Origin of the sequence: Actinoplanes sp. NBRC 103695, assembly GCF_030269485.1 — a bacterium.
In the GTDB taxonomy this organism is placed as follows: Bacteria; Actinomycetota; Actinomycetes; order Mycobacteriales; family Micromonosporaceae; genus Actinoplanes.
Window position 1 is genome coordinate 317,574 of sequence record NZ_BSTL01000001.1, and the last position, 19,364, is coordinate 336,937.

General features: G+C 71.7%; 20 protein-coding genes and 1 pseudogene. 18 read left to right on the plus strand and 3 right to left on the minus strand.

Annotation, left to right across the window (positions count from 1 at the left end):
- Nucleotides 1–527: 527 nt before the first annotated feature.
- Nucleotides 528–1,307 carry an SDR family oxidoreductase gene (locus tag QSK31_RS01330; RefSeq protein WP_285680159.1) on the minus strand — a complete coding sequence of 260 codons (780 nt, stop codon included), beginning with the start codon at nt 1,305–1,307 and terminating at the stop codon, nt 528–530.
- 76 nt (nt 1,308–1,383) lie between these two features.
- Here QSK31_RS01330 and QSK31_RS01335 point away from each other — a divergent pair, with 76 nt between their 5' ends.
- From QSK31_RS01335 to QSK31_RS01390, 12 genes and pseudogenes are all read left to right on the plus strand, one after another.
- Complete coding sequence (locus tag QSK31_RS01335) at nt 1,384–1,992, plus strand: TetR/AcrR family transcriptional regulator (protein WP_285680160.1); 609 nt, start codon at nt 1,384–1,386, stop codon at nt 1,990–1,992.
- 147 nt (nt 1,993–2,139) lie between these two features.
- Nucleotides 2,140–2,352: pseudogene (locus QSK31_RS01340) on the plus strand (hypothetical protein); the annotation flags it as partial.
- Between the two features lie 163 nt (nt 2,353–2,515).
- On the plus strand, nt 2,516–3,136 hold the full coding sequence (locus QSK31_RS01345; RefSeq protein WP_285680161.1) for an L-threonylcarbamoyladenylate synthase: 621 nt from the start codon (nt 2,516–2,518) through the stop codon (nt 3,134–3,136).
- 16 nt (nt 3,137–3,152) lie between these two features.
- Nucleotides 3,153–3,638, plus strand: a complete 486-nt coding sequence (locus QSK31_RS01350) for an alpha/beta fold hydrolase (protein WP_285680162.1) — start codon at nt 3,153–3,155, stop codon at nt 3,636–3,638.
- A 125-nt stretch (nt 3,639–3,763) separates the two neighbouring features.
- On the plus strand, nt 3,764–3,946 hold the full coding sequence (locus QSK31_RS01355) for an alpha/beta fold hydrolase (protein WP_285680163.1): 183 nt from the start codon (nt 3,764–3,766) through the stop codon (nt 3,944–3,946).
- On the plus strand, nt 3,943–5,316 hold the full coding sequence (locus QSK31_RS01360) for an FAD-binding oxidoreductase (RefSeq protein ID WP_285680164.1): 1,374 nt from the start codon (nt 3,943–3,945) through the stop codon (nt 5,314–5,316). The genes QSK31_RS01355 and QSK31_RS01360 overlap by 4 nt, the downstream gene beginning before the upstream one ends.
- Before the next feature lie 55 nt (nt 5,317–5,371).
- Nucleotides 5,372–6,055, plus strand: coding sequence for an energy-coupling factor ABC transporter permease (locus QSK31_RS01365; protein ID WP_285680165.1), 684 nt, complete (start codon nt 5,372–5,374; stop codon nt 6,053–6,055).
- On the plus strand, nt 6,052–6,405 hold the full coding sequence (locus tag QSK31_RS01370; RefSeq protein WP_285680166.1) for a PDGLE domain-containing protein: 354 nt from the start codon (nt 6,052–6,054) through the stop codon (nt 6,403–6,405). Before QSK31_RS01365 ends, QSK31_RS01370 begins: the two co-directional genes overlap by 4 nt.
- Before the next feature lies 1 nt (nt 6,406).
- A complete protein-coding gene (gene cbiQ / locus QSK31_RS01375) occupies nt 6,407–7,162 on the plus strand; it encodes a cobalt ECF transporter T component CbiQ (RefSeq protein ID WP_285680167.1) in 756 nt (251 codons plus the stop codon).
- On the plus strand, nt 7,159–7,917 hold the full coding sequence (locus QSK31_RS01380) for an energy-coupling factor ABC transporter ATP-binding protein (RefSeq protein WP_285680168.1): 759 nt from the start codon (nt 7,159–7,161) through the stop codon (nt 7,915–7,917). Before cbiQ ends, QSK31_RS01380 begins: the two co-directional genes overlap by 4 nt.
- Before the next feature lie 158 nt (nt 7,918–8,075).
- Nucleotides 8,076–8,891, plus strand: coding sequence for an LLM class flavin-dependent oxidoreductase (locus QSK31_RS01385; RefSeq protein ID WP_285680169.1), 816 nt, complete (start codon nt 8,076–8,078; stop codon nt 8,889–8,891).
- 74 nt (nt 8,892–8,965) lie between these two features.
- Nucleotides 8,966–10,186, plus strand: coding sequence for a TolB family protein (locus tag QSK31_RS01390; RefSeq protein ID WP_285680170.1), 1,221 nt, complete (start codon nt 8,966–8,968; stop codon nt 10,184–10,186).
- A gap of 705 nt (nt 10,187–10,891) precedes the next feature.
- Here QSK31_RS01390 and QSK31_RS01395 read toward each other — a convergent pair.
- Complete coding sequence (locus tag QSK31_RS01395) at nt 10,892–12,340, minus strand: peptide MFS transporter (protein WP_285680172.1); 1,449 nt, start codon at nt 12,338–12,340, stop codon at nt 10,892–10,894.
- A gap of 97 nt (nt 12,341–12,437) precedes the next feature.
- On the opposite strand from QSK31_RS01395, the gene QSK31_RS01400 reads away from it, so the two are divergent.
- The 6 genes from QSK31_RS01400 (at nt 12,438) to QSK31_RS01425 (ending at nt 18,650) form a co-directional block, all read left to right on the plus strand.
- The gene (locus QSK31_RS01400; protein WP_285680173.1) at nt 12,438–13,136 is read left to right on the plus strand and encodes a hypothetical protein; all 699 of its coding nucleotides are present in this window, start codon (nt 12,438–12,440) and stop codon (nt 13,134–13,136) included.
- A gap of 104 nt (nt 13,137–13,240) precedes the next feature.
- A complete protein-coding gene (locus QSK31_RS01405; protein ID WP_285680460.1) occupies nt 13,241–14,440 on the plus strand; it encodes a helix-turn-helix domain-containing protein in 1,200 nt (399 codons plus the stop codon).
- A 73-nt stretch (nt 14,441–14,513) separates the two neighbouring features.
- Nucleotides 14,514–15,935, plus strand: a complete 1,422-nt coding sequence (locus QSK31_RS01410) for an NAD-dependent succinate-semialdehyde dehydrogenase (RefSeq protein ID WP_285680175.1) — start codon at nt 14,514–14,516, stop codon at nt 15,933–15,935.
- On the plus strand, nt 15,929–16,711 hold the full coding sequence (locus tag QSK31_RS01415) for a glycerophosphodiester phosphodiesterase family protein (RefSeq protein WP_285680462.1): 783 nt from the start codon (nt 15,929–15,931) through the stop codon (nt 16,709–16,711). Before QSK31_RS01410 ends, QSK31_RS01415 begins: the two co-directional genes overlap by 7 nt.
- 102 nt (nt 16,712–16,813) lie before the next feature.
- The gene (locus QSK31_RS01420; RefSeq protein WP_285680176.1) at nt 16,814–17,656 is read left to right on the plus strand and encodes an alpha/beta fold hydrolase; all 843 of its coding nucleotides are present in this window, start codon (nt 16,814–16,816) and stop codon (nt 17,654–17,656) included.
- Between the two features lie 97 nt (nt 17,657–17,753).
- Nucleotides 17,754–18,650 (plus strand): EamA family transporter, encoded by an 897-nt coding sequence (locus tag QSK31_RS01425; protein ID WP_285680178.1) that lies wholly within the window; start codon nt 17,754–17,756, stop codon nt 18,648–18,650.
- 28 nt (nt 18,651–18,678) lie between these two features.
- Here the strand turns inward: QSK31_RS01425 and QSK31_RS01430 are convergent, their stop codons facing one another.
- Nucleotides 18,679–19,341: a TetR/AcrR family transcriptional regulator gene (locus QSK31_RS01430; protein ID WP_285680181.1), complete on the minus strand. Its 663-nt coding sequence runs from the start codon at nt 19,339–19,341 to the stop codon at nt 18,679–18,681.
- Nucleotides 19,342–19,364 lie beyond the last annotated feature (23 nt).

Below are 19,364 nucleotides of genomic sequence, written 5' to 3' on the forward strand. Positions count from 1 at the left end.
GACCAGGCGGGCAGTGGTGGGTCAGGGCGGCATCCGGGGCGAAATACCGCCCTGAGCCACCACGGTCCGCGCGCGTGGTAGCCCAGAGCGGTCAGCCGGGCCCGGACAGCGCCCGGTCCTACCACCGGCCGCCGGCCGTGGGCGGCGCGCAAGGCCGGGCCGGCCGTCAACGACGCAGACGCCGCCTTGCGCTACCACTGGCGTGCCCGGCTACCACCGCGAGCGGCGGCAGTGGCGGTGAGCGGGCACCCGGGGGGCCTGGCGACCCGGCCCAACCCCTCACCCAGCGGAAACGCCGGCAGCAACGCCGCGCACCACAAACGCCAGGCAGCTTCGCCACGCACCGCAAACGCCAGGCAGCTTCGTCACGCACCGGAAACGCCGGCAGCTTCGTCACGCACTGCAAACGCCAGGCAGCTTCGTCACGCACCGCAAACGCCAGGCAGCTTCGTCACGCACCGCAAACGCCCGGCAGCAACGCCACGCACCAGGAAGGACGGCCAATCAGACCGGACCGCGAACGGTCGCTAGATGACGGGAAGTTCGCCGCCGTCGACGACCAGGGTCGCTCCGGTGACCCACTGGGCCCGGTCCGAGACGAGGTAGGCGACGGCCTCGGCGATGTCGCGGGGGTCTCCGGGGCGACCCAGAGGGACGCCGTTCGCGATGTCGGCGAGCGAGACGCCCACCGCGTCGGCGAGGTTCTGGCGGATGGCGTCGCCGCCCGGGGTGAGCACGTTGCCGGGGATGATCGTGGTGACGCGGATCCCGGCGGGCGCGAGCTCGGAAGCGAGCGCTTTGCCGTAGGCGTTGAGCGCGGCCTTGGCGGCGCCGTAGTGGGCCAGCGGCGCCGATGGCATGAGCGCCGCCACCGTGGAGATGTTGACGATCGCGCCGCCCGCCCCGGCCTGGCGCAGCGTCGGCAGCAGCGCGTTGTTGACCCGGACGGCGGAGAGGTAGTTGAGGTCGAGGGCGTCGAGCCATTCCTCGTCGGGGATGGAGGAGATGCCCCCGACGTGGGCGCGGGCCGCACCAGCGTTGTTGACCACGATGTCGACGCCGCCGAGTTCGTCGAGGGCTGCCGCGGCGAATTCCCGCACGCCCGCCAGCGTGCTGATGTCGCCTTCGAGGAAGGTGGCGGCCTTCGGCGTCTCCTCGGTGGCTTTGCGCGCCGTTGTGACGACGGTCGCGCCGCCGTCGAGCAGCCGCTGCGCGATGGCCGCGCCGATCCCGCGAGAACCTCCCGTGACGACCGCCCGCTTGCCGGCGAGCTCGGTGGCATCTGGTGAAGCAAGGGTTCTGAACATGCGGTCCAATATACATGTTCTGGAACGTACGTCCAGAACTCTCGGGCCGGGTTCGGAACGGCGTAACCTTGCGGGAATGGGGCGACCACGGAAATTCGACGAGCACGAGGTGCTGGTGGCTGCGCGCCGGGTGTTCAACGAGACCGGCTTCCACGGCACCTCGGTCGATGATCTCTCCCGCGCGACGGGTCTCAGCAAGGGCAGCCTCTACGGCGCGTTCGGCGACAAGGACGCCCTGTTTCAGCGGGTGCTGGAGGACTACTGCGCGGGCGCCGACGCTGATGCCGCGGCCCGGCTCGACGGCCCGGACGACGAGGCGCTCGACCGCCTCCGCGCCTGGCTCCGGATGCCGGAGGGTGACATCGACCGGCTCGGCTGCCTGCTGGCCAAGGCCACGGCCGAGCTGGCGTGGGAGAACGAGGCCGTCGCGACCCGGTCGCTCGCGACGTTCGAAACGCTGTTCGACAGCTGCCGCCAACTCGTCGAGCAGGCGCAGCGCGCCGGGCACGTGGACCCGGCCGCCGACGCCGAGGTGCTCGGCGGGCTGATCGTCACCACGCATCGCGGGATCGAGGCACTGGCCAAGGCGGGGGTCGACACGAAGACACTGAACCGCATCGCCGACGCCGCGATCGACAACATCGCACTCGCGGCGCGAGCAGGGCGATCAGTGCGATCAGCCTAGGAAGATCGGGCTCGTCATCGCGGCCATGCTGCCGTCCGGATGGCGGACCTCGACCCGGGCCGGCCCGGCCAGTCGCCCCGGAACCAGACCATCGCGCCACCCTAGGTGATCCGCCATGATGGGCGGGTGCATGCCAAGCGGTCGCTGCTGTCCTACAAGTCCGACGGGTCGATCCTGAGCCTCTGGTCCAAGGGTTCGATCCTGTCGATCGGTTCCTCCGGGTCGATCCTGTCGATCGGGTCGGCGGGGTCGTTCGCGTCGATCGGGTCGATCGGCTCGTTCGTGAGCGTCGGCTCGATCCTGTCGGCCGTGTCGATCGGATCGATGCTGGCGTGGCGCGCCCGCGGCCGGATGCTGGCCGCGGGGGCGGGCTCGTGGAGCGACGACGCCGGGTGACAGGTTTCAAGAGAGTGACCATTTACGCAGGTGAAGCGCAGCGACCCTCGGCGTGAGCGACGGTCTGAACCACCCGCCGAGCTACGACCTCCGCACTTGAACCTGATCCTGGGTCTAGGCTCTCGGCGTGGCCAGGTATTTCGACGTGCATCCGGACAATCCGCAGGCCAGGGTGATCGGCCAGGTGGTGGGGCTGATCCGGGCCGGCGGCGTGGTGGCCTACCCGACCGACTCGTGCTTCGCGCTCGGGGTCAAGTTGGGTGACAAGGACGGGCTGGCTCGGATCCGGGAGATCCGGCAGCTGGACGAGCGGCACCACTTCACCCTGATGTGCCGGGACTTCGCGCAGCTCGGGCAGTTCGTGACGATCAACAACGCGCTGTTCCGGTCGATCAAGTCGGCCACGCCGGGGCCGTACACGTTCATCCTGCCCGCCACGCGCGAGGTTCCGCGGCGGCTGCTCCACCCCAAGAAGAAGACCGTGGGTGTACGCATCCCGGAGCACGTCGTGGCGCAGGCCATCCTCGCCGAGCTGGGCGAGCCGCTGGTGACGAGCACCCTGCTGCTGCCGGGTCACGACGAGCCGATGACCCAGGGCTGGGAGATCAAGGAGGCCCTGGATCACCAGCTGGACGCCGTGGTCGATTCGGGGGAGTGCGGCACCGTGCCGACGACCGTGATCGACTTCTCGGACGGTGAGGTCGAGATCCTGCGCGAGGGCGCGGGGGACGTGTCGCGCTTCTTGTAGCGGCTAGGGTCGGCGGATGGCGACGTTCACCACCAGCGACGGGGTCGGGCTGCACTACACCGACGACGGGGACGGGCCGCCGATCGTGCTGCTCGCGGGTTTCTGCGCGCCGGTGGAGAGCTGGGAGTTCCAGCGGCGGGCGCTGCGGGGGGCAGGTCGGCGGGTGATCGGGCTGGACCGGCGGTCGCACGGCGCCTCCGACGACGTCGCGCACGGCCAGCGGCTGGCGCGGCACGGCATGGATGTCCGCGAGTTGCTTGATCATCTGGCGCTCACCGGGGTCGCCCTGGCGGGTCAGAGCATGGGCGCGAGCGTCATCTGGGCCTACTACGACCTGTTCGGCGCCGACCGTCTCCGAGCCGTGGTGACCATCGACCAGACGCCGCGCATGGTCAACGGCGACGGCTGGGATCACGGGTTCTACGGGCTGACCAACGACAACGTCGGGACCTTCTTCGACAACGGCATCCCGCAGACCGGGCGTGCAAGGAAGACAGGCTGACCGGTTTCCTCAAGCTGGAGGCCCTGCTCGGGTACGACCCGCCGTTCGGGGATCCGACCGACCCGCCGCTGCGGGCCCTGCTGCGGGACCACGCCGCGCAGGACTGGCGGGACGTGGTGGCGCGCGTGTCCGTGCCGTCGCTGTTCCTGGCCGCCCGGGATTCCCAGCTGTGGCCCTGTGAGCATGCGGCGTGGGCCACGTCCGTCAACGCTTCCGCCTCGGCCGTCACCTTGGAAGACTGCGGGCATGCGATGTGTGTCGATCAGCCCGGCGCGGTGAGCGCGGCGATGGTGGAGTTCCTGCGATGAGCCTGTTCGCCGGCATCGACGAGGTCACCGACCCGGACGTCCTGGCAAGCCTGTCGCACGACGAGGCCGAGTGGGCGCCGGTCGGCCGTGCGGTCGCCGCCGTCCGGCCGCGGTCGACCGAGGAGGTCGCGCGGATCGTCGCCGGGTGTGCCGAGCGCGGCCTGTCGGTGGTGCCGCGCGGCGCGGGGACGGGCCTGTCCGGCGGCGCCAACGCGGTGGACGGCTGCGTCATCGTCGACCTGTCGAAGATGACCGCGATCCTGGAGGTCGACGCCGACAACATGATCTGCGTCGTGCAGGCGGGCGTGGTCAACAACGACCTCAAGGCCGCGGTCGCCAAGCACGGCCTCTGGTACCCGCCCGACCCGGCCAGCTCGCCGTGGTCCACGATCGGCGGGAACGTGGCCACCAACGCCGGTGGGCTGTGCTGCCTCAAGTACGGCGTGACCAGGGACTATGTGCTCGGCCTGACGGCCGTCGTGGGCGGGCCGGCGGGGGATTACGGCACCGTCGCCCGGCTCGGCCGCCGGACCACCAAGGGCGTCAGCGGGTACGACCTGACGAGCCTGTTCGTGGGCGCGGAGGGCACCCTCGGCGTGGTGACCGACGTGACCCTGAAGCTGCGCCCGGCCCGCAAGGAGCCGCCCCGCACCGTGGTGGGCGCCTTCGGCAGTGTGGTGTCGGCCGGTGAGGCGGTGGCCGAGACGACCCGCCAGGGCCTGCTCCCGGCCGCTTTGGAACTGCTCGACCGGGCCACCCTGCAGGCTGTCGAGGAGTGGAAGCACCTGGGCTTGTCCGCGGACGCCGAGGCGCTGCTGCTGGCGCAGATCGACACGCCGGGCGCGGCCGGCGCCGAGGAGGCGGCGGCGGTGGCCGGCGCGTTCACCCGGGCGGGTGCGTTGTGGGCGGAGCAGTCGACGGACGAGGTCGAGGCGGAGCAGCTGTTCGCGGCGCGCCGGCTGGCCTATCCGGCGATGGAACGGCTGGGGCCGGTGCTCACCGAGGACGTCTGTGTGCCCCGGTCGGCGGTGCCGGGGATGCTCGCCGCGATCGAGGAGATCGGCGCCCGGCATCAGGTGATCATCGCCACCATCGCGCACGCGGGGGACGGCAACCTGCACCCGCTGATCATCACGCCGGCAGGTGACGACGCCGCTCGGGTGGCCGCGCAGGCGGCCTTCTCCGAGATCCTTGAGAAGGCCATCGCCGCAGGCGGGACCGTTACCGGCGAGCACGGCGTGGGTCTGCTGAAGCGGGCCGGGATGCGTCAGGAGCTGTCCCCGGCGGTGCTGGCGATGCAGTCCGCGGTGAAGCGGACGCTGGACCCGCTGAATCTGTTCAATCCCGGCAAAGTGGTCGGCGAGCCCTAGACGGCCTTGTTGCCAGGTCTGTGCAACAGCCACTCTTGCCAAATATGCTGCGTCCATGAATCCAGTGGCGATGCACATCGCTAACGGCATCGTGGACGCGCGCGTCTCGGCCGCGTTCGCCGTCGTCTCACTGGTCGCGCTCGGCTTCTGCGTGATGCGCGGCAGGCTCGACCTCGACGACCGCCTGGCGCCCATGGCCGGCCTGGTCGCCGCCTTCATCTTCGCCGTGCAGATGCTCAACTTCCAGGTGCTGCCGGGCGTCTCCGGCCACCTGCTCGGCGGCGCGCTCGCGGCCGTGCTGGTCGGCCCGTGGGTCGGCGCGCTGTGCGTGGCCACCGTGCTGATCGTGCAGTGCCTGCTGTTCGCCGACGGCGGCCTGACGGCTCTCGGCCTGAACATCTTCAACATGGCGCTGCTCGGCACCGCGGTGGGCTACCTGGTGGCCGTGGCGATCCTCCGGCTGCTGCCCAAGGTCTCGGTCGCTGTCTTCGTGGCCTCGGTGGTCAGTGTCGTGGTCGCCTCGCAGGGCTTCGTCCTCGAGTACGCGCTGGGCGGCACCACCGACCTCGACCTGGGCACGGTGGCCGGCGCGATGGCCGGCGTGCACATCCTGATCGGCATCGGCGAGGGCCTGATCGCCGCCACCACGGTCGCGACGGTCGCCAAGGTCAGACCCGACCTGGTGTACGCCCTGCGCCGGACCACCCGTGCCGCACAGCCTCAGGAGGTCCCGGCGTGAACAGGAAACTGGGCTGGTTCCTGGCCGGCGGCCTGCTCGTGGCGATCCTGCTGGCCGGGGTGGTCAGCAACTTCGCCTCCGGCAGCCCCGACGGCCTGGACGCCGCGGCACGCCAGGGCTGCACGTTCAACGCCGACGGCGAGATCACCGGTGGCACGTGCATGGCCCAGCGGGAGCAGAACCATCAGCTGGCCGGCAGCCCGTTCGCCGACTACGGCATCAGGGGACTGGACGGCCCGCTCGGCACCGGCCTGGCCGGCGTGCTCGGCGTGCTGATCACGTTCGCCGTCGGCGGCGGCGTCTTCTGGCTGGTTCGCCGCCGCAAGCCCGCCTCGTCCTCGAGCACCTGACGTGGGCGCCGGTCACGCCCACCCGCTGCACCTCGACCACGACAGCCCGCTGCACCGGCTGCCGCCCGAGGTGAAGATCGCGGCCACCCTGCTCTTCACGATCATCGTGGTGATCACGCCCCGCGAGCACTTCCGGGCGTTCCTGGCCTACGCCGTCCTGGTGGCGGCCGTGGCGGCGATCGCCCGGGTCCGCCCCGGCTGGCTGGCCAGGCGCGCCACCATCGAGCTGCCGTTCGTGCTGCTCGCGCTCTGGCTGCCGTTCGCCGGGCAGGGGGAACGGATCACCTGGCTGGGCCTGTCGCTGTCGGTGGACGGGCTGTACGGCGCCTGGAACATCGCCGCGAAGGGCACTCTGGGCGTACTCGCGTCGCTCCTGCTCGCCGCGACCACCTCGATGCGCGACCTGATCATCGGCCTGGACCGCCTGCGGGTTCCGTCGGTCTTCACCCAGATCGCCACGTTCATGCTGCGCTACCTGGACATCCTCGCCGACGACGCGCGGCGGATGCGGATCGCGCGGCTGTCCCGCGGCTACGACCAGCGGTTCCTCTGGCAGGTGAAGGCGTTCGCGGTCGGCGTCGGCGCGCTGTTCCTGCGGGCGTTCGAGCGCGGCGAGCGGGTCTACCTGGCGATGCGGTCGCGCGGCTACACCGGCCGGCTGCCGCGCACGGGCGCTTCTCCCTCGGCGACGGCGTCGCAGTGGGCGATGTCCGCGATGTTCCCGCTCGTCGCCGCCGGAGTGGCGGTGCTGGTGTGACGGTCTCGCTGCGGGTGGCCGGCCTGCACTACGCCTACCCCGACGGCACACCGGCGCTGCGTGGCGTGGACCTGACCATCGCACAGGGCGAGCGGGTGGCGCTGCTCGGCCCGAACGGCGCCGGCAAGACCACCCTGGTCCTGCACCTGAACGGCATCCTGCACGGCGGCACGGGCACCGTCTCGGTGGCCGGCGCCGCCGTGGACCCGCGCGACCGTACCGGCATCGCCGAGATCCGCCGCCGCGTCGGCATCGTCTTCCAGGACCCCGACGACCAGCTGTTCATGCCGTCGGTGGCCGAGGACGTCGCGTTCGGCCCGGCCAACCTGGGCCTGCGCGGCGCCGAGCTGGACGCCCGCGTCGACGAGGCCCTGGCGGCGGTCGGCATGGGCGCCCACCGCGACCAGGTGCCCCAGCATCTGTCCTTCGGCCAGCGCCGCCGCGTCGCCGTCGCCACGGTCCTGGCCATGCGCCCCGAGATCCTGGTCCTCGACGAGCCGTCGTCCAACCTGGACCCGGCCAGCCGGCGCGAGCTGGCCGACATCGTCCGCTCTCTGCCGGTCACGGTGCTGATGGTCACGCACGACCTGCCGTACGCGCTCGAGCTCTGCTCCCGAGCCCTGATCCTGGACAGCGGCCGCATCGAGGCCGACGGCCCCACCCGGGACGTCCTCGCCGACACCGACCTGCTCGCCGCGCACCGCCTCGAGCTGCCCTTCGGCTTCGACCCGGTCGCGATCCCACGTAGTGCGTGACCCGGAGTTCAATCGATCTCTGTGAGTCTGCACACGTGTGTCGTGCGGAAGGTTGACGTGACAAACATCGCTAGCGTTGTCGGGCTTACTGACGTGAACCGACGAAGGGCGTTGCGACCGTGAAGATCGGCATTGGACTTCCGAACCAGGTGCGGGAGATGAACCCGGCTGTCATCCCGGGATGGGCCAAGCGGGCCGAGGACGCCGGCTTCAGCACGCTCGGGACGGTCGGCCGGCTGGCGTACCCGGGTCTGAACGACACCGTGGCGCTCGCCGCCGCGGCCGGCGCGACCAGCAGCATCGGGCTCTTCACCAACGTGCTGCTCGGGCCGGTGTGGCCGCCCGTGCTGCTGGCCAAGGAGGTCGCCGGCATCGACGCGGTGTCCGGCCACCGGCTCACCCTGGGCCTGGGCATCGGCGGGCGGGCGGACGACTTCGTCGCCGACGGCTACCCGATGAAGGGCCTGGGCAAGCGCATCGACCACGACCTCGAGATCTACCGCAGCGTGTGGAACGGCGAGCCGGTCGGCGGCGGCGACAACGCGGCCGTGCCGACGGGCACCCGGCAGGTGCCGCTGATCTTCGGCGGCATGGCCCCGGCGTCGTTCAACCGCCTGGCCAAGTGGGGCGAGGGCTACGTCGGCCCCAGCGCCCCCGCCGGAATGGTCGCCGGTGCCTTCGACGGCGCCCGCGCCGCGTGGAAGGCGGCCGGCCGGGAGGGTGAGCCGCGCCTGATCGCGATCGCCTACTTCGTGCTCGGCGACCCGGCCAAGGGCCACGACAACGTGTACGACTACTACAGCAACGTGCCGGAGTTCGCGCAGCTCGTCACCGCCAACCTGGCGAAGACGGCGGAGGAGATCCGCGAGGTGGTCAAGTCGTTCGCCGCGATCGGCGCCGAGGAGCTCATCCTCAACCCGACCACCGACGACCCGGACGACATCGAGCGCCTCGCCGAGGTCGTCCTTTCCTGAACTGAAACCAGGGACGGGACCCCGCTGCCGGTGATCCGACAGCGGCGGGGTCCCCGCGCCCATAGCGTCCCGGCATGAGCATTTCATGGGGGGCTCTAGCCCTGGTGGCAACTCTGCATCTCGCGCCGGCGGCGGCTCCGGCCGCTGCCGGCGCCATCACTCTGGTCGACGTGGCCGCCGACGGCACGCCCGGCGACGGCGACAACCTCGACTGGGACATCTCCGACAACGGCCGGTACGTGACCTTCGTGTCGGCCTCCGCCAACCTCGTCGCGGGCGACACCAACGGCGCCTACGACGTCTTCGTCCGCGATCTCGACGCCGGCACGACCACGCTGGTCAGCGGCGGTCCGAACGGCCGGCCGGCCGACGGGCCCGCGCAGGACACCGTCATCTCCGGCAACGGCCGCTATGTCGCGTTCACCTCGTCCGCGTCGAACCTGGTCGCCGGCGACACCAACGGCAGGCGTGACGTCTTCGTCCACGACCGGCGCACCGGCGTGACCAGCCGGGCCAGCGTCGGCACCGGCAACGTGCAGTTCGACGGCATCCAGATCGGCCCCTCCCTCTCCGACAACGGCCGGTACGTGACCTTCGTCAAGTCGGATTTCCAGCACGGCAACGGTCAGGAGGTCTACCTGCGTGACCTGACGACCGGTGTCACCCGGCAGGTCTCGGTCCCGAACGGCGACGGCGCTCCGGCCGCGTTCGAGGCCGCGATCTCCGGGGACGGCAGGTGGGCGACCTTCAGCGGCACCGGCGACTACGCCGGCGACGGCGGCAGTGCGAGCGCGGTCTATCTGACCGACCTGACCTCGGGCGCGACGACCAGGGTCAGCCCGCAGAGCAGCGGCACGGCGCCGGTGGACGCGTCCGGGCCGACCATCGACCGGACCGGCGCCAAGGTCCTGTATGCCGTGAACGCGGCGATGACCAACCTGCACCTCTACGACGCCGCCACCGGTGCCACCACCTTGGTCTCCGCGAATCGCGCGGGAACCGGCGCGGGGAACGCCGACACCTTCGCGGGTGCGCTGTCGGCCGACGGCCGCTTCGCCGCGTTCGGCTCGTCCGCGTCCGATCTGGTGCGGAACGACCCGAACGGCAACGTCAGCGACGTCTTCGTCCGCAACCTGAGCAGCGAGCGCACCATCCTGGTGGCCGGCGGCAACGGCTCCAGCGGGCGGGGCGTTCCGTCGGGCAACGGCAGCCGCGTGCTGTTCAGCTCGGAGGCGACCGACCTGGGCGCCGACCCCGGTGACGGGCGCCCGCACCTGTTCGTCAGCACCCGCTGAACACTTTTCGAGGTGAAGGTCCCGGCGGTTTCGCTGGGTAAGGGTTCGGGCCGGGTTGCCGGGCGGCCCGGGCGCCTGGTCACGGTCGCTGCCGCCACCATCGCGCGGCGGCTGGTCCATGCGGGTGTGCCATGCGTCCGGGCGCCGGCTCGCCGTTGCCGCCGCCGGTCGCGGTCGTGGCTGGTCGCGGCCGTGGCCGGTCGCGGTCGGTGGTAGGAGCGGGCGGTGGTGGTAGGACCGGGATGGGAGTGGTGGGTCAGGGCTGTATCGGGGTCGAAATACCGCTCTGAGCCACCACGGTTCGCGCGGGTGGTAGCTCAGAGCGGGGGAAGCTCAGTGGATAGCGCCCGGTCCTACCACCGGCCGCGGGCGTGGATGGCGCGCAAGGGCCGGGCCGGCCGTCAACGTCGCAGATGCCGCCTTGAGCTGCCACCGTGCCCGGCTGCCACCGTGCCCGGCTGCCACCGTGCCCGGCTGCCACCGTGCCCGGCTGCCACCGTGCCCGGCTGCCACCGTGCCCGGCTGCCACCGTGCCCGGCTGCCACCGTGAGCGGCGGCAGTGACGGGTGAGCCGGCACCCGGGCGCCCGGCAAACCCGACCCGACTCCACACCCAGCGGAAACGCCGGCAGAAACGCAACGTACCGGAAACGCCGGCAGCTACGCCACGCACCAGAGATGGACGGCCGATCACCGCGAACGGTCTCTAATTGACCCCACCCATCAACCGGCGCAGCGGCCTCGTCAGGGCGACCATGATCAGGCCGGCTGCGATGGCGACCGCGCCGAGGACGCCGAAGTACGGCACCTCGTGGTCCTCGCTGTAGTAGTTGGCGAGCGTGCCGGACATGGCCGTGCCCAGCGCGACCGACAGGAAGAACAGCGCGACCATCTGGGTGCGGAAGGCTTCCGGCGCGAGCTTCGTGGTCACGGACAGGCCCACCGGCGACAGCAGCAGCTCGGCCACCGTGAAGACGAACAGGATGCCGGCCAGTCCGAGCAGCGGCGCCGAGTTCGGGCCACCGCCGGCCAGCGGCAGGAACAGCAGGAACGCCACCCCCATCAGGGCGGTGCCCAGGCCGAACTTGATCGGCGTCGACGGCTGCCGGCGGCCCAGCCGCGTCCACAGCACGGTGAATACGCCGGACAGGATGATGATGAACACCGGGTTGATCGACTGCACCCAGGACACCGGCATCTCCCAGCCGAACAGGTTCCGGTCCAGCCGCTGGTCGGAGTAGACCGTGACGACCGTGAACTGCTGCTGGTAGAGACTCCAGAAGACGGCGCTCACGATGAACATCGGGATGAACGCCAGCACCCGCCGCCGCTCGGTCGCGTCGATCCGGTGGCTGCTGAGGATGACCGCGAAATACGCGACGGCGGCCACGATGCTCAGCACCACGACGATGGTGGACAGCCGCGCGGCCGGGATCAGCCCGGCGAACGCCAGCACCGCCACCGCGACGATCCCGGCCGCGGCGATCGCGATCACCAGGGGGCGGCGCGCCGGCGGCAGCGGGTTCGCCACGTCGTTGGTCAACACCTTTCTGCCGTACGCGTACTGCGCGAGCCCGAGCGCCATGCCCACGGCGGCCAGCCCGAATCCCCAGTGGAATCCCGCCTCCTGCTGCAGCAGCCCGGTGAGCAGCGGCCCGACCAGCGCGCCCAGGTTGATGCCGAGGTAGAACAGCGAGAACCCGGCGTCCCGGCGCTCGTCCCCGGGCGCGTAGAGCGCGCCGACCAGCGTGGTGGCGGTCGCCTTGACCCCGCCGGACCCGAGCGCGACGAAGATGAGGCCGGTCGCGACGCCCGTGACGCCCGGCAGCACGGCCAGGGCGATGTGCCCGATCATGACCAGGATCGCCGAGCCGAAGAGCACCCGTTCCGGCCCGAACAGCCGGTCGGCCAGCCACGCGCCGACCACCGTGGCGAGGAAGACGCTGCCGCCGTACGCGCCCACGATGCTGGTCGCGGTGTCCTGGTCGATGCCGAGCCCGCCCTGGGCGGCCGTGTAGTACAGGTAGATCAGCAGGATGCCCTGCATGCCGTAGAACGAGAACCGCTCCCACAACTCGACGCCGAAGAGATGGGCGAGCGCGCGTGGTTGCCCGAAGAACGTCCGATCCCGCGTATCAGCATCCGTCACGGTCATGCGGAGGCCGTACCCCGATTTGCCGTGATCTAGGCACCCGGAATCGTGGCCGCGTGACCTCGCCGGCAACCACCGGCCGGGCGGTTATCCTTCCGGCGTGCGACTGCTGAGGCGGCGGTGGGTGTGGCTGGCCGGGGGACCGATCGTCCTGCTGGTGGTGGCCGTCGTGGTGCTGGCGTTCGGATATCCGTCGGTCGCGGCCACAGCCTGTCCGCGGTGCTTCGCGATGGAGGAGCTGCGGCCGGGGCTCTTCGTGGAGGGTGGGCTCAGCGCGGCCCAGCGGGATCAGATGATCGCCGTGCAGGAGCGGGCGGGGGAACGGGTCGCCAAGTTCTACGGCGGGCGGGTGAGTGACCCGCTGCTGCTCGCCTGCTTCACCGACGACTGCTACCGGCGGATCGGTGGCGGCGGCGAGCGGGGCGTCGCGGTGCTCAACCGGGCGGTGATGCTCTCGCCGAGGGGACTGGACCCGGTGATCGCCTCGCACGAGATGTCGCACGTCGAGTTCCATGAGCGGCTGGGCGATCGGGAGGCCGGCGTCCCGCAGTGGTTCGACGAGGGACTGGCCGTCATCGTGTCCGCCGACGAGCGCAACATCCGCCCGCCCGGCGCCGGTGACCGCTGCAAGGTCGAGCCCACCGGCGAGCTGCCGGTCACCCTCGACGACTGGCTGGCCGCCGCGACCGCCGACAAGCAGATGTACGCGAAGGCCGCCTGCGCCGTCTCCCGCTGGCTGGACACTCACGACGGCCGTAACGGCGTGCTCGAACTGGCCACGACCGGGTGGCGTGGTTGATTCCCGGCAGCGGAGATGCGGCTCGCGCGGGAGAGGATTCGCCGGAGCGGGTTCAGAGCCAGGGGCAACAGCCGGACGAGCAGCTCGACGACCAGCCGGCCGAGCTGCCGATCGGCCGCCGGGTGGCGTACTGGCGGGAGCGCCGGCGGATGTCCCAGCAGGTGTTCGCGGATCGTCTCGGCAGGTCGAAGAGCTGGGTCGAGAAGGTCGAGCGTGGTGTTCGCCGGCTCGACAGGTTCACGGTCGTCAACGAGATCGCCGACGTCCTCCAGGTGGACGTCCAGCTGCTGCTGGGCAGGGCGCCGCATCGGACGGACTCCGCCCTGGTGGATCAGGTCGAGGTCGAGGAGATCCGGTCGGCTCTCGAACGGTACGAGTCGATCGGCGCGTTCCTGGCCGGCGGGCCCGAGCCGGCCCCGGTCGACCAGCTCCGGGTCGCTGTCGGCGAGGCGTGGCGCGCCTTCCACTGTGCGCGCTACGGCGAGTTGTCCCGCAAGCTGCCGCGGTTGCTGCGTGACGTACAGACCTTGGACGCCGCCCGGCCGGACACCGCGGCCGCGCACCTGCTGAGCCAGGTCTACCAGCTCATGTCGGCCCTCCTGCGCAAGGTGGGCGAGCATGAGCTCTGCTGGGTCGCCGCCGACCGGTCGATCGCCGCGGCGTACCGCAGCGGGGACCGGCTGCTGGCCGGCGCCGGCGCCTACCGGGTCGGGGCGGCGATGCTGGCGCTGGGGCGGGTCCGTCCGGCGCTGGAGGTCAGCATCATGGTGGCGAACCGCCTCGTGGCGGGGCCGGAGCCGGAGGGCCCGGCACAGGTCGCGGTGCAGGGGATGCTGCTGCTCAACGGGGCGCTGGCGGCGGCACGTCTGGGAGACGGGGTCACCGCTCGTGACCTGCTCGGTGGCGCCGCCCGGACAGCGGCCGAACTCGGCCACGACGCCGATCTCTACGGGACGTGGTTCGGGCCGGTCAACGTCGAGCTGCACCGGGTCTCGGCCGCGGTGGAACTCGGTGACGGGCGCATGGCCGTCGCGATCCACGAGCGTCTCGACCGGCAGGCCTTCGCCGCGATGCCGCCGGAACGGCGCGCCCACCATCATCTCGAGGTCGCCCGCGCCTACCTGCGGATCGGGGACGCCGGGCGGGCGGGGGAGATGCTCCTGCTGGCGGATCTGGAGGCGCCGGCGGAGGTCCGGGCGCGACCGGTGGCCCACGAGGTCCTCAGCGACATCCTCCGGCGGGCCCGGGGAACCCTGCCGGCGCCGATCACCGACCTGGCGGAGACCCTCGACGTGAGCGTCTAGAAGACGGCGTCGTTCGGCCCGCGGCTCGGATACGGCCTAGGGTTGGGGGTGCCTGAGACGAGAGGGAGTTGCTGTGGAAACCGATCTCTTCATCGGCGGTAAGTGGGTGTCCTCATCCTCCCGCTTCGACGTCCTCGACCCCGCCAGCGGCGATGTGCTCGCCTCGGTGGCCGACGGCACGGTCGAGGACGCGGCCGCCGCCGTCGACGCCGCTTCCGGGGCCCTGGTGTCCTGGTCGAAGACCGCGCCGCGGGAACGCTCCGAGATTCTGCGTCGCGCCTTCGAGCTGATGACCTCCCGGGCCGACGAGCTCGCCAAGCTGATCAGCCTGGAGAACGGCAAGGCGCTGGTCGACGCCAAGGGCGAGGTGACCTACGCGGCCGAGTTCTTCCGCTGGTACGCCGAGGAGGCGGTCCGGGCGGAGGGCCAGGTGACCACCGCGCCGTCCGGGGCCAACCGCATCCTGGTCGTCCGCCAGCCGGTCGGCGTCTGCGTTCTCGTCACCCCGTGGAACTTCCCGGCCGCGATGGCCACCCGCAAGATCGGGCCGGCGCTGGCCGCCGGGTGCACGGTCATCCTCAAGCCGGCCAGCGACACCCCGCTGACCGCGCTCGCGATGGCCGCCGTTCTGGCCGAGGCCGGGGTGCCCGAGGGGGTGGTCAACGTGCTGCCGTCCCGGAGCTCCGGCAAGGTCGTGTCGGCGATGCTCATGGACCCGCGCGTACGCAAGATCTCCTTCACCGGAAGCACCGAGGTCGGCCGGGTCCTGCTCGCCCAGGCCGCGGAGCACGTGGTCAACACGTCGATGGAGCTCGGCGGCAACGCGCCGTTCGTGGTCTTCGCCGACGCCGATCTCGACGCTGCCCTGGACGGCGCGATGATCGCCAAGATGCGCAACGGCGGCGAGGCGTGCACCGCGGCGAACCGCTTCTTCGTCGAGTCCTCGGTCGCCGAGCAGTTCGCCTCCGCCCTCGCCGAGCGCATGGCGGCGCTGCGCGTCGGGCCGGGCACGGATCCGGACACCCAGGTGGGGCCTCTGGTCAACGAGGACACCGTCGACAAGGTGGACAAGCTGGTTTCCTCGTCGATCGAGGCGGGCGCGTCGGCGCTCACCGGCGGTTCCCGGCCGTCCGGGCCGGGGTTCTACTACCCGCCGACCGTGCTGACCGGGGTCGCCCCGGACGCGCCGATCCTGCGCGAGGAGATCTTCGGGCCGGTCGCGCCGATCGTCACCTTCGACACCGAGGAGGAGGCGGTCCGGCTCGCCAACGACACCGAGTACGGGCTGGTGGCGTACGTCTACACCGGCGACCTGACCCGCGGCCTGCGGGTGAGCGAAGCCATCGAGGCCGGGATGGTCGGTCTCAACCGCGGCCTGGTCAGCGACCCGGCGGCGCCGTTCGGCGGTGTCAAGCAGAGCGGCATCGGGCGCGAGGGCGGGCACGAGGGGATGCTCGAATACCTCGAGTCCAAGTACATCGCCGTCACCTGGTGAGCGGCTACCTCGACGCGCCCGCGCCGCTCGCCTTCGCGCACCGGGGCGGGGCGGCGGCGGGCGACGAGAACACGGCGGAGGCGTTCGCCCGGGCGGTCTCGCTCGGCTACCGGTACGTGGAGACCGACGTGCACGCCACCGCCGACGGTGTGCCGGTGGTGTTCCACGACCACACGCTCGACCGGGTGGCCGGCACCCGCGCCACCGTGGCGTCGATGCGCTGGGCCGACCTGGCCACGGTCCGGGTCGGCGGCGCCGGTGCCGTGCCGCGCCTCGACGACGTGCTGGGCGCGTGGCCGGACATCCGCTTCAACGTCGACCTGAAAGCCTCCGGCGTGGTCGCGCCCGCTGTCGAGACGATCCGCACGTGCGGCGCCGAGTCCCGGGTTCTCCTGGCGTCGTTCAGCGACGCCCGCCTCGCGGCCGCCCGAGCCCTGGCCGGACCGGCGATCGCCACGTCGATGGGCCAGCGGGCGGTGGCCCGGCTGCGGCTGGCCGCGATGCCCCGCTTCCGCCGGACCGGTGGCCCCCAGCCGTGGTGGCATCCGTCCGTGGTGGCCGCCCAGGTCCCGGTGAAGGCCGGGCCGGTCCGGGTGGTCGACACGTCCTTCGTGACGTACGCCCACCGGATGGGCCTGCAGGTGCACGTCTGGACGGTCGACGACCCGGCCGAGATCGCCCGCCTGCTCGACCTCGGCGTCGACGGCATCATGACCGACGACCTGGATGCCTTGAAGGCCGTCTTCGTGAGCCGGGGCCTCTGGCCCAACTCATGATCCTTCCTTCCCGGCGTGGTCGATGTCCGCGCTGGTGGCGACGCCTATGCTGACTCCTCGGCGGTGTTCAGTGCCGGAGGGTGAGGGGCAATGGGGGTTGGGATGAACGAGCGGCGGATGGTCGCCGGCCTCGCGATGGCGGACTGGGGCCCGGCGACCGGGTCGCCCGTGGTGCTCGCTCTGCACGGTCTGACCAGCACGTCCGAGGTGTGGAGCGCCATGGCCGGCGCGCTGCCGCACATGCGGGTCGTCGCTCCCGACCTGCCCGGACGCGCCGGTTCCGCGTCGGTTCCGATCGGGCCCGGGCTGGCCGGTCACGCCCAGGCGGTGCTCCGGCTGGCCGACGAGCTCCAGCTTCACGACATCATCGTGGTCGGCCACTCGATGGGCGCGTTCCTGGCCCCGCTGGTGGCCGCGAAGCTCGGCGACCGCGCCCGCAGCGTGATCATGCTGGACGGCGGCGTCGCCCCCGCCCGCACCCTGATGCTCCGCCGCCCGATCGTCCGCCTGCTCTTCGGCGTGGCCACCCGCCGCCTCGACCGCAAGTGGCCCACCGTGGAGAAGTACGTGGCGACGGCCGAGGGCAAGGCCACCGACAACCGCCCCGACCTGCACCAGGTGATGCTGGCGTGGGGCGCCTACATGCTGGCCGGCCCGCCCGGCGCGCAGCGCCCGCGCCTCGACCGCGAGCGCCTGATCGACGATGCCGCCGACACCCTGGCCGGCCCGGCGACGCTGGGCGCGCTGGCCCGTACGACCCAGCCGGTCCACCTGATCGCGGCGTCGCGGGGCGCCCACGACGAGGCGGCCCCGTTCCTGTCGGACGCCGCCCTCGAGGCGGGCCAGGCCCAGCTCCAGCGCCTCACCATCGAACGCGCCGACGCCAACCACCTGACCCTGCTCTTCGATCCCAGCGTCCCGGCGGCGGTGGCCCGAGCCTCCTGAGCCGTCGTGGGAGCCGGGACTGCAACGTCGTGACCTGCGCAACCAAATACCGTCTCGGGTTGGGGCGGTCCGGCGCGCCGCCGTAGCGTACGGATTCGTGAAGCCTCGGACGGTGGGTGTGGGGCTGGTCCTGGCGAGCGTCCTGTCGGTTCATTCCGGCGCCGCGGTGGCGGCGACCCTCTTCCCGTACGCGGGGATCTGGTCCGTGGTCGCGATCCGCCTGACCGTCGGCGCGGTTCTGCTGCTGGCGTGGTGCCGTCCCGCACTGCGGGGACGCAGCGGCCGGGACTGGGCGGTGATCGGCGCGTTCGGGCTGGCCCTCGCCGGGATGAACACGGTCTTCTACGAGGCGATCGAACGCATCCCGCTCGGCCCCGCGGTGACCGTCGAGGTGCTCGGCCCGCTGACCCTGTCGGTGGTGGCGGCACGCCGCCGGTCGGCCTGGCTGTGGGCGGGGCTGGCGCTCGCCGGGGTGCTGCTGCTGGGCCATGGCGGCTTCGACCGGCTGGATCCGGTCGGCGTGGTGCTGGCGCTGGCGGCGGGCGTGTTCTGGGCGTCGTACATCGTGCTGTCGTCCCGGGCCGGCGCCCGCTTCCCGAAGGCGGACGGCCTCGCCCTGGCGATGGGCGTGGCGGCGCTGCTGTCGCTGCCGCTGGGCATCGCGGGCGCCGGTCCTGGCCTGCTGGAGCCGCGGGTGCTCCTGCTCGGCAGCGCGGTGGCGGTGCTGTCGTCGGTGCTGCCGTACTCGCTGGAGCTCGTCGCTCTGCGCCGGCTGCCGACGGCGACGTTCGCGGTGCTGATGAGCCTGGGTCCGGCGATCGCCGCGTGTGCGGGCTGGGCGATCCTCGGCCAGGCGCTGTCCTGGTCCGAGGCGGGGGCGATCGTCCTGGTGGTCGCCGCGAGCATCGGTGCCGTGCGGTCGGCAGGCCCCAGGAACGAGGATCTTCCGGGTACGCCCGGAGCACGGTCCCGCGTCCTGGACCCCCTCCCATGACCGTGACAACGAGATCGTCCAGCCCGTGTCAGCGGCGGGGTAGCACGCCCAGCAGGGTTGCGGTCAATGCCAGTTTCAGGGAGTCGCCGAGCTCCAGGTGGAAACGGGCCAGCTCGGGTTCGGCCTGGTAGGCCGCCCGCAGGCTGGGCGGGGGTGTGCTGTACGCCGACAGCGCGCCGGCCATGACCAGGGTCTGCAGGCTGAACAACGTGGCGTCCTCGCCCAGTTCCGGCAGGTATTTCCGGATCAGCTCGGTCATGGTTGTCAGGCGTTCCAGGGAGGCGCGCTTGTAGCGGGCGACGACCTCGACGGAGACGTTGTGTTCCAGGACGCTGCCCTGTGCGCCGAAGAGGTCGCACAGCACCACCCGGGTGGAGAGGGAACGGCTGAGGATCTCGGCGACCTCTGCCGCCCGCTCGGCCATGGGCGGCTTCTCGTCGACGGCGGTCAGTTCGCCGGCCAGGTCCGTGAGCCACTCCTGAAGGAAGCGGTCCAGCAGTTCCAGCAGTACCGCCTCGCGGGACTCGAAGTAGCGCAGCACGTTCGGCTTCGCCAGGCCGACCCGGCGGCTGAGCTCGTTGAGGGTGACCGCGGCCACCGGCATCTCGTCCAGCATCGCCGACGCTACGTCGAGGATCGCCCGCCGGCGGGTCTCCCGCTGCTCTTCGGTTCGCGCCCGCTGGAAAGTCACGATCACCAGCCTAACTTAGGTAC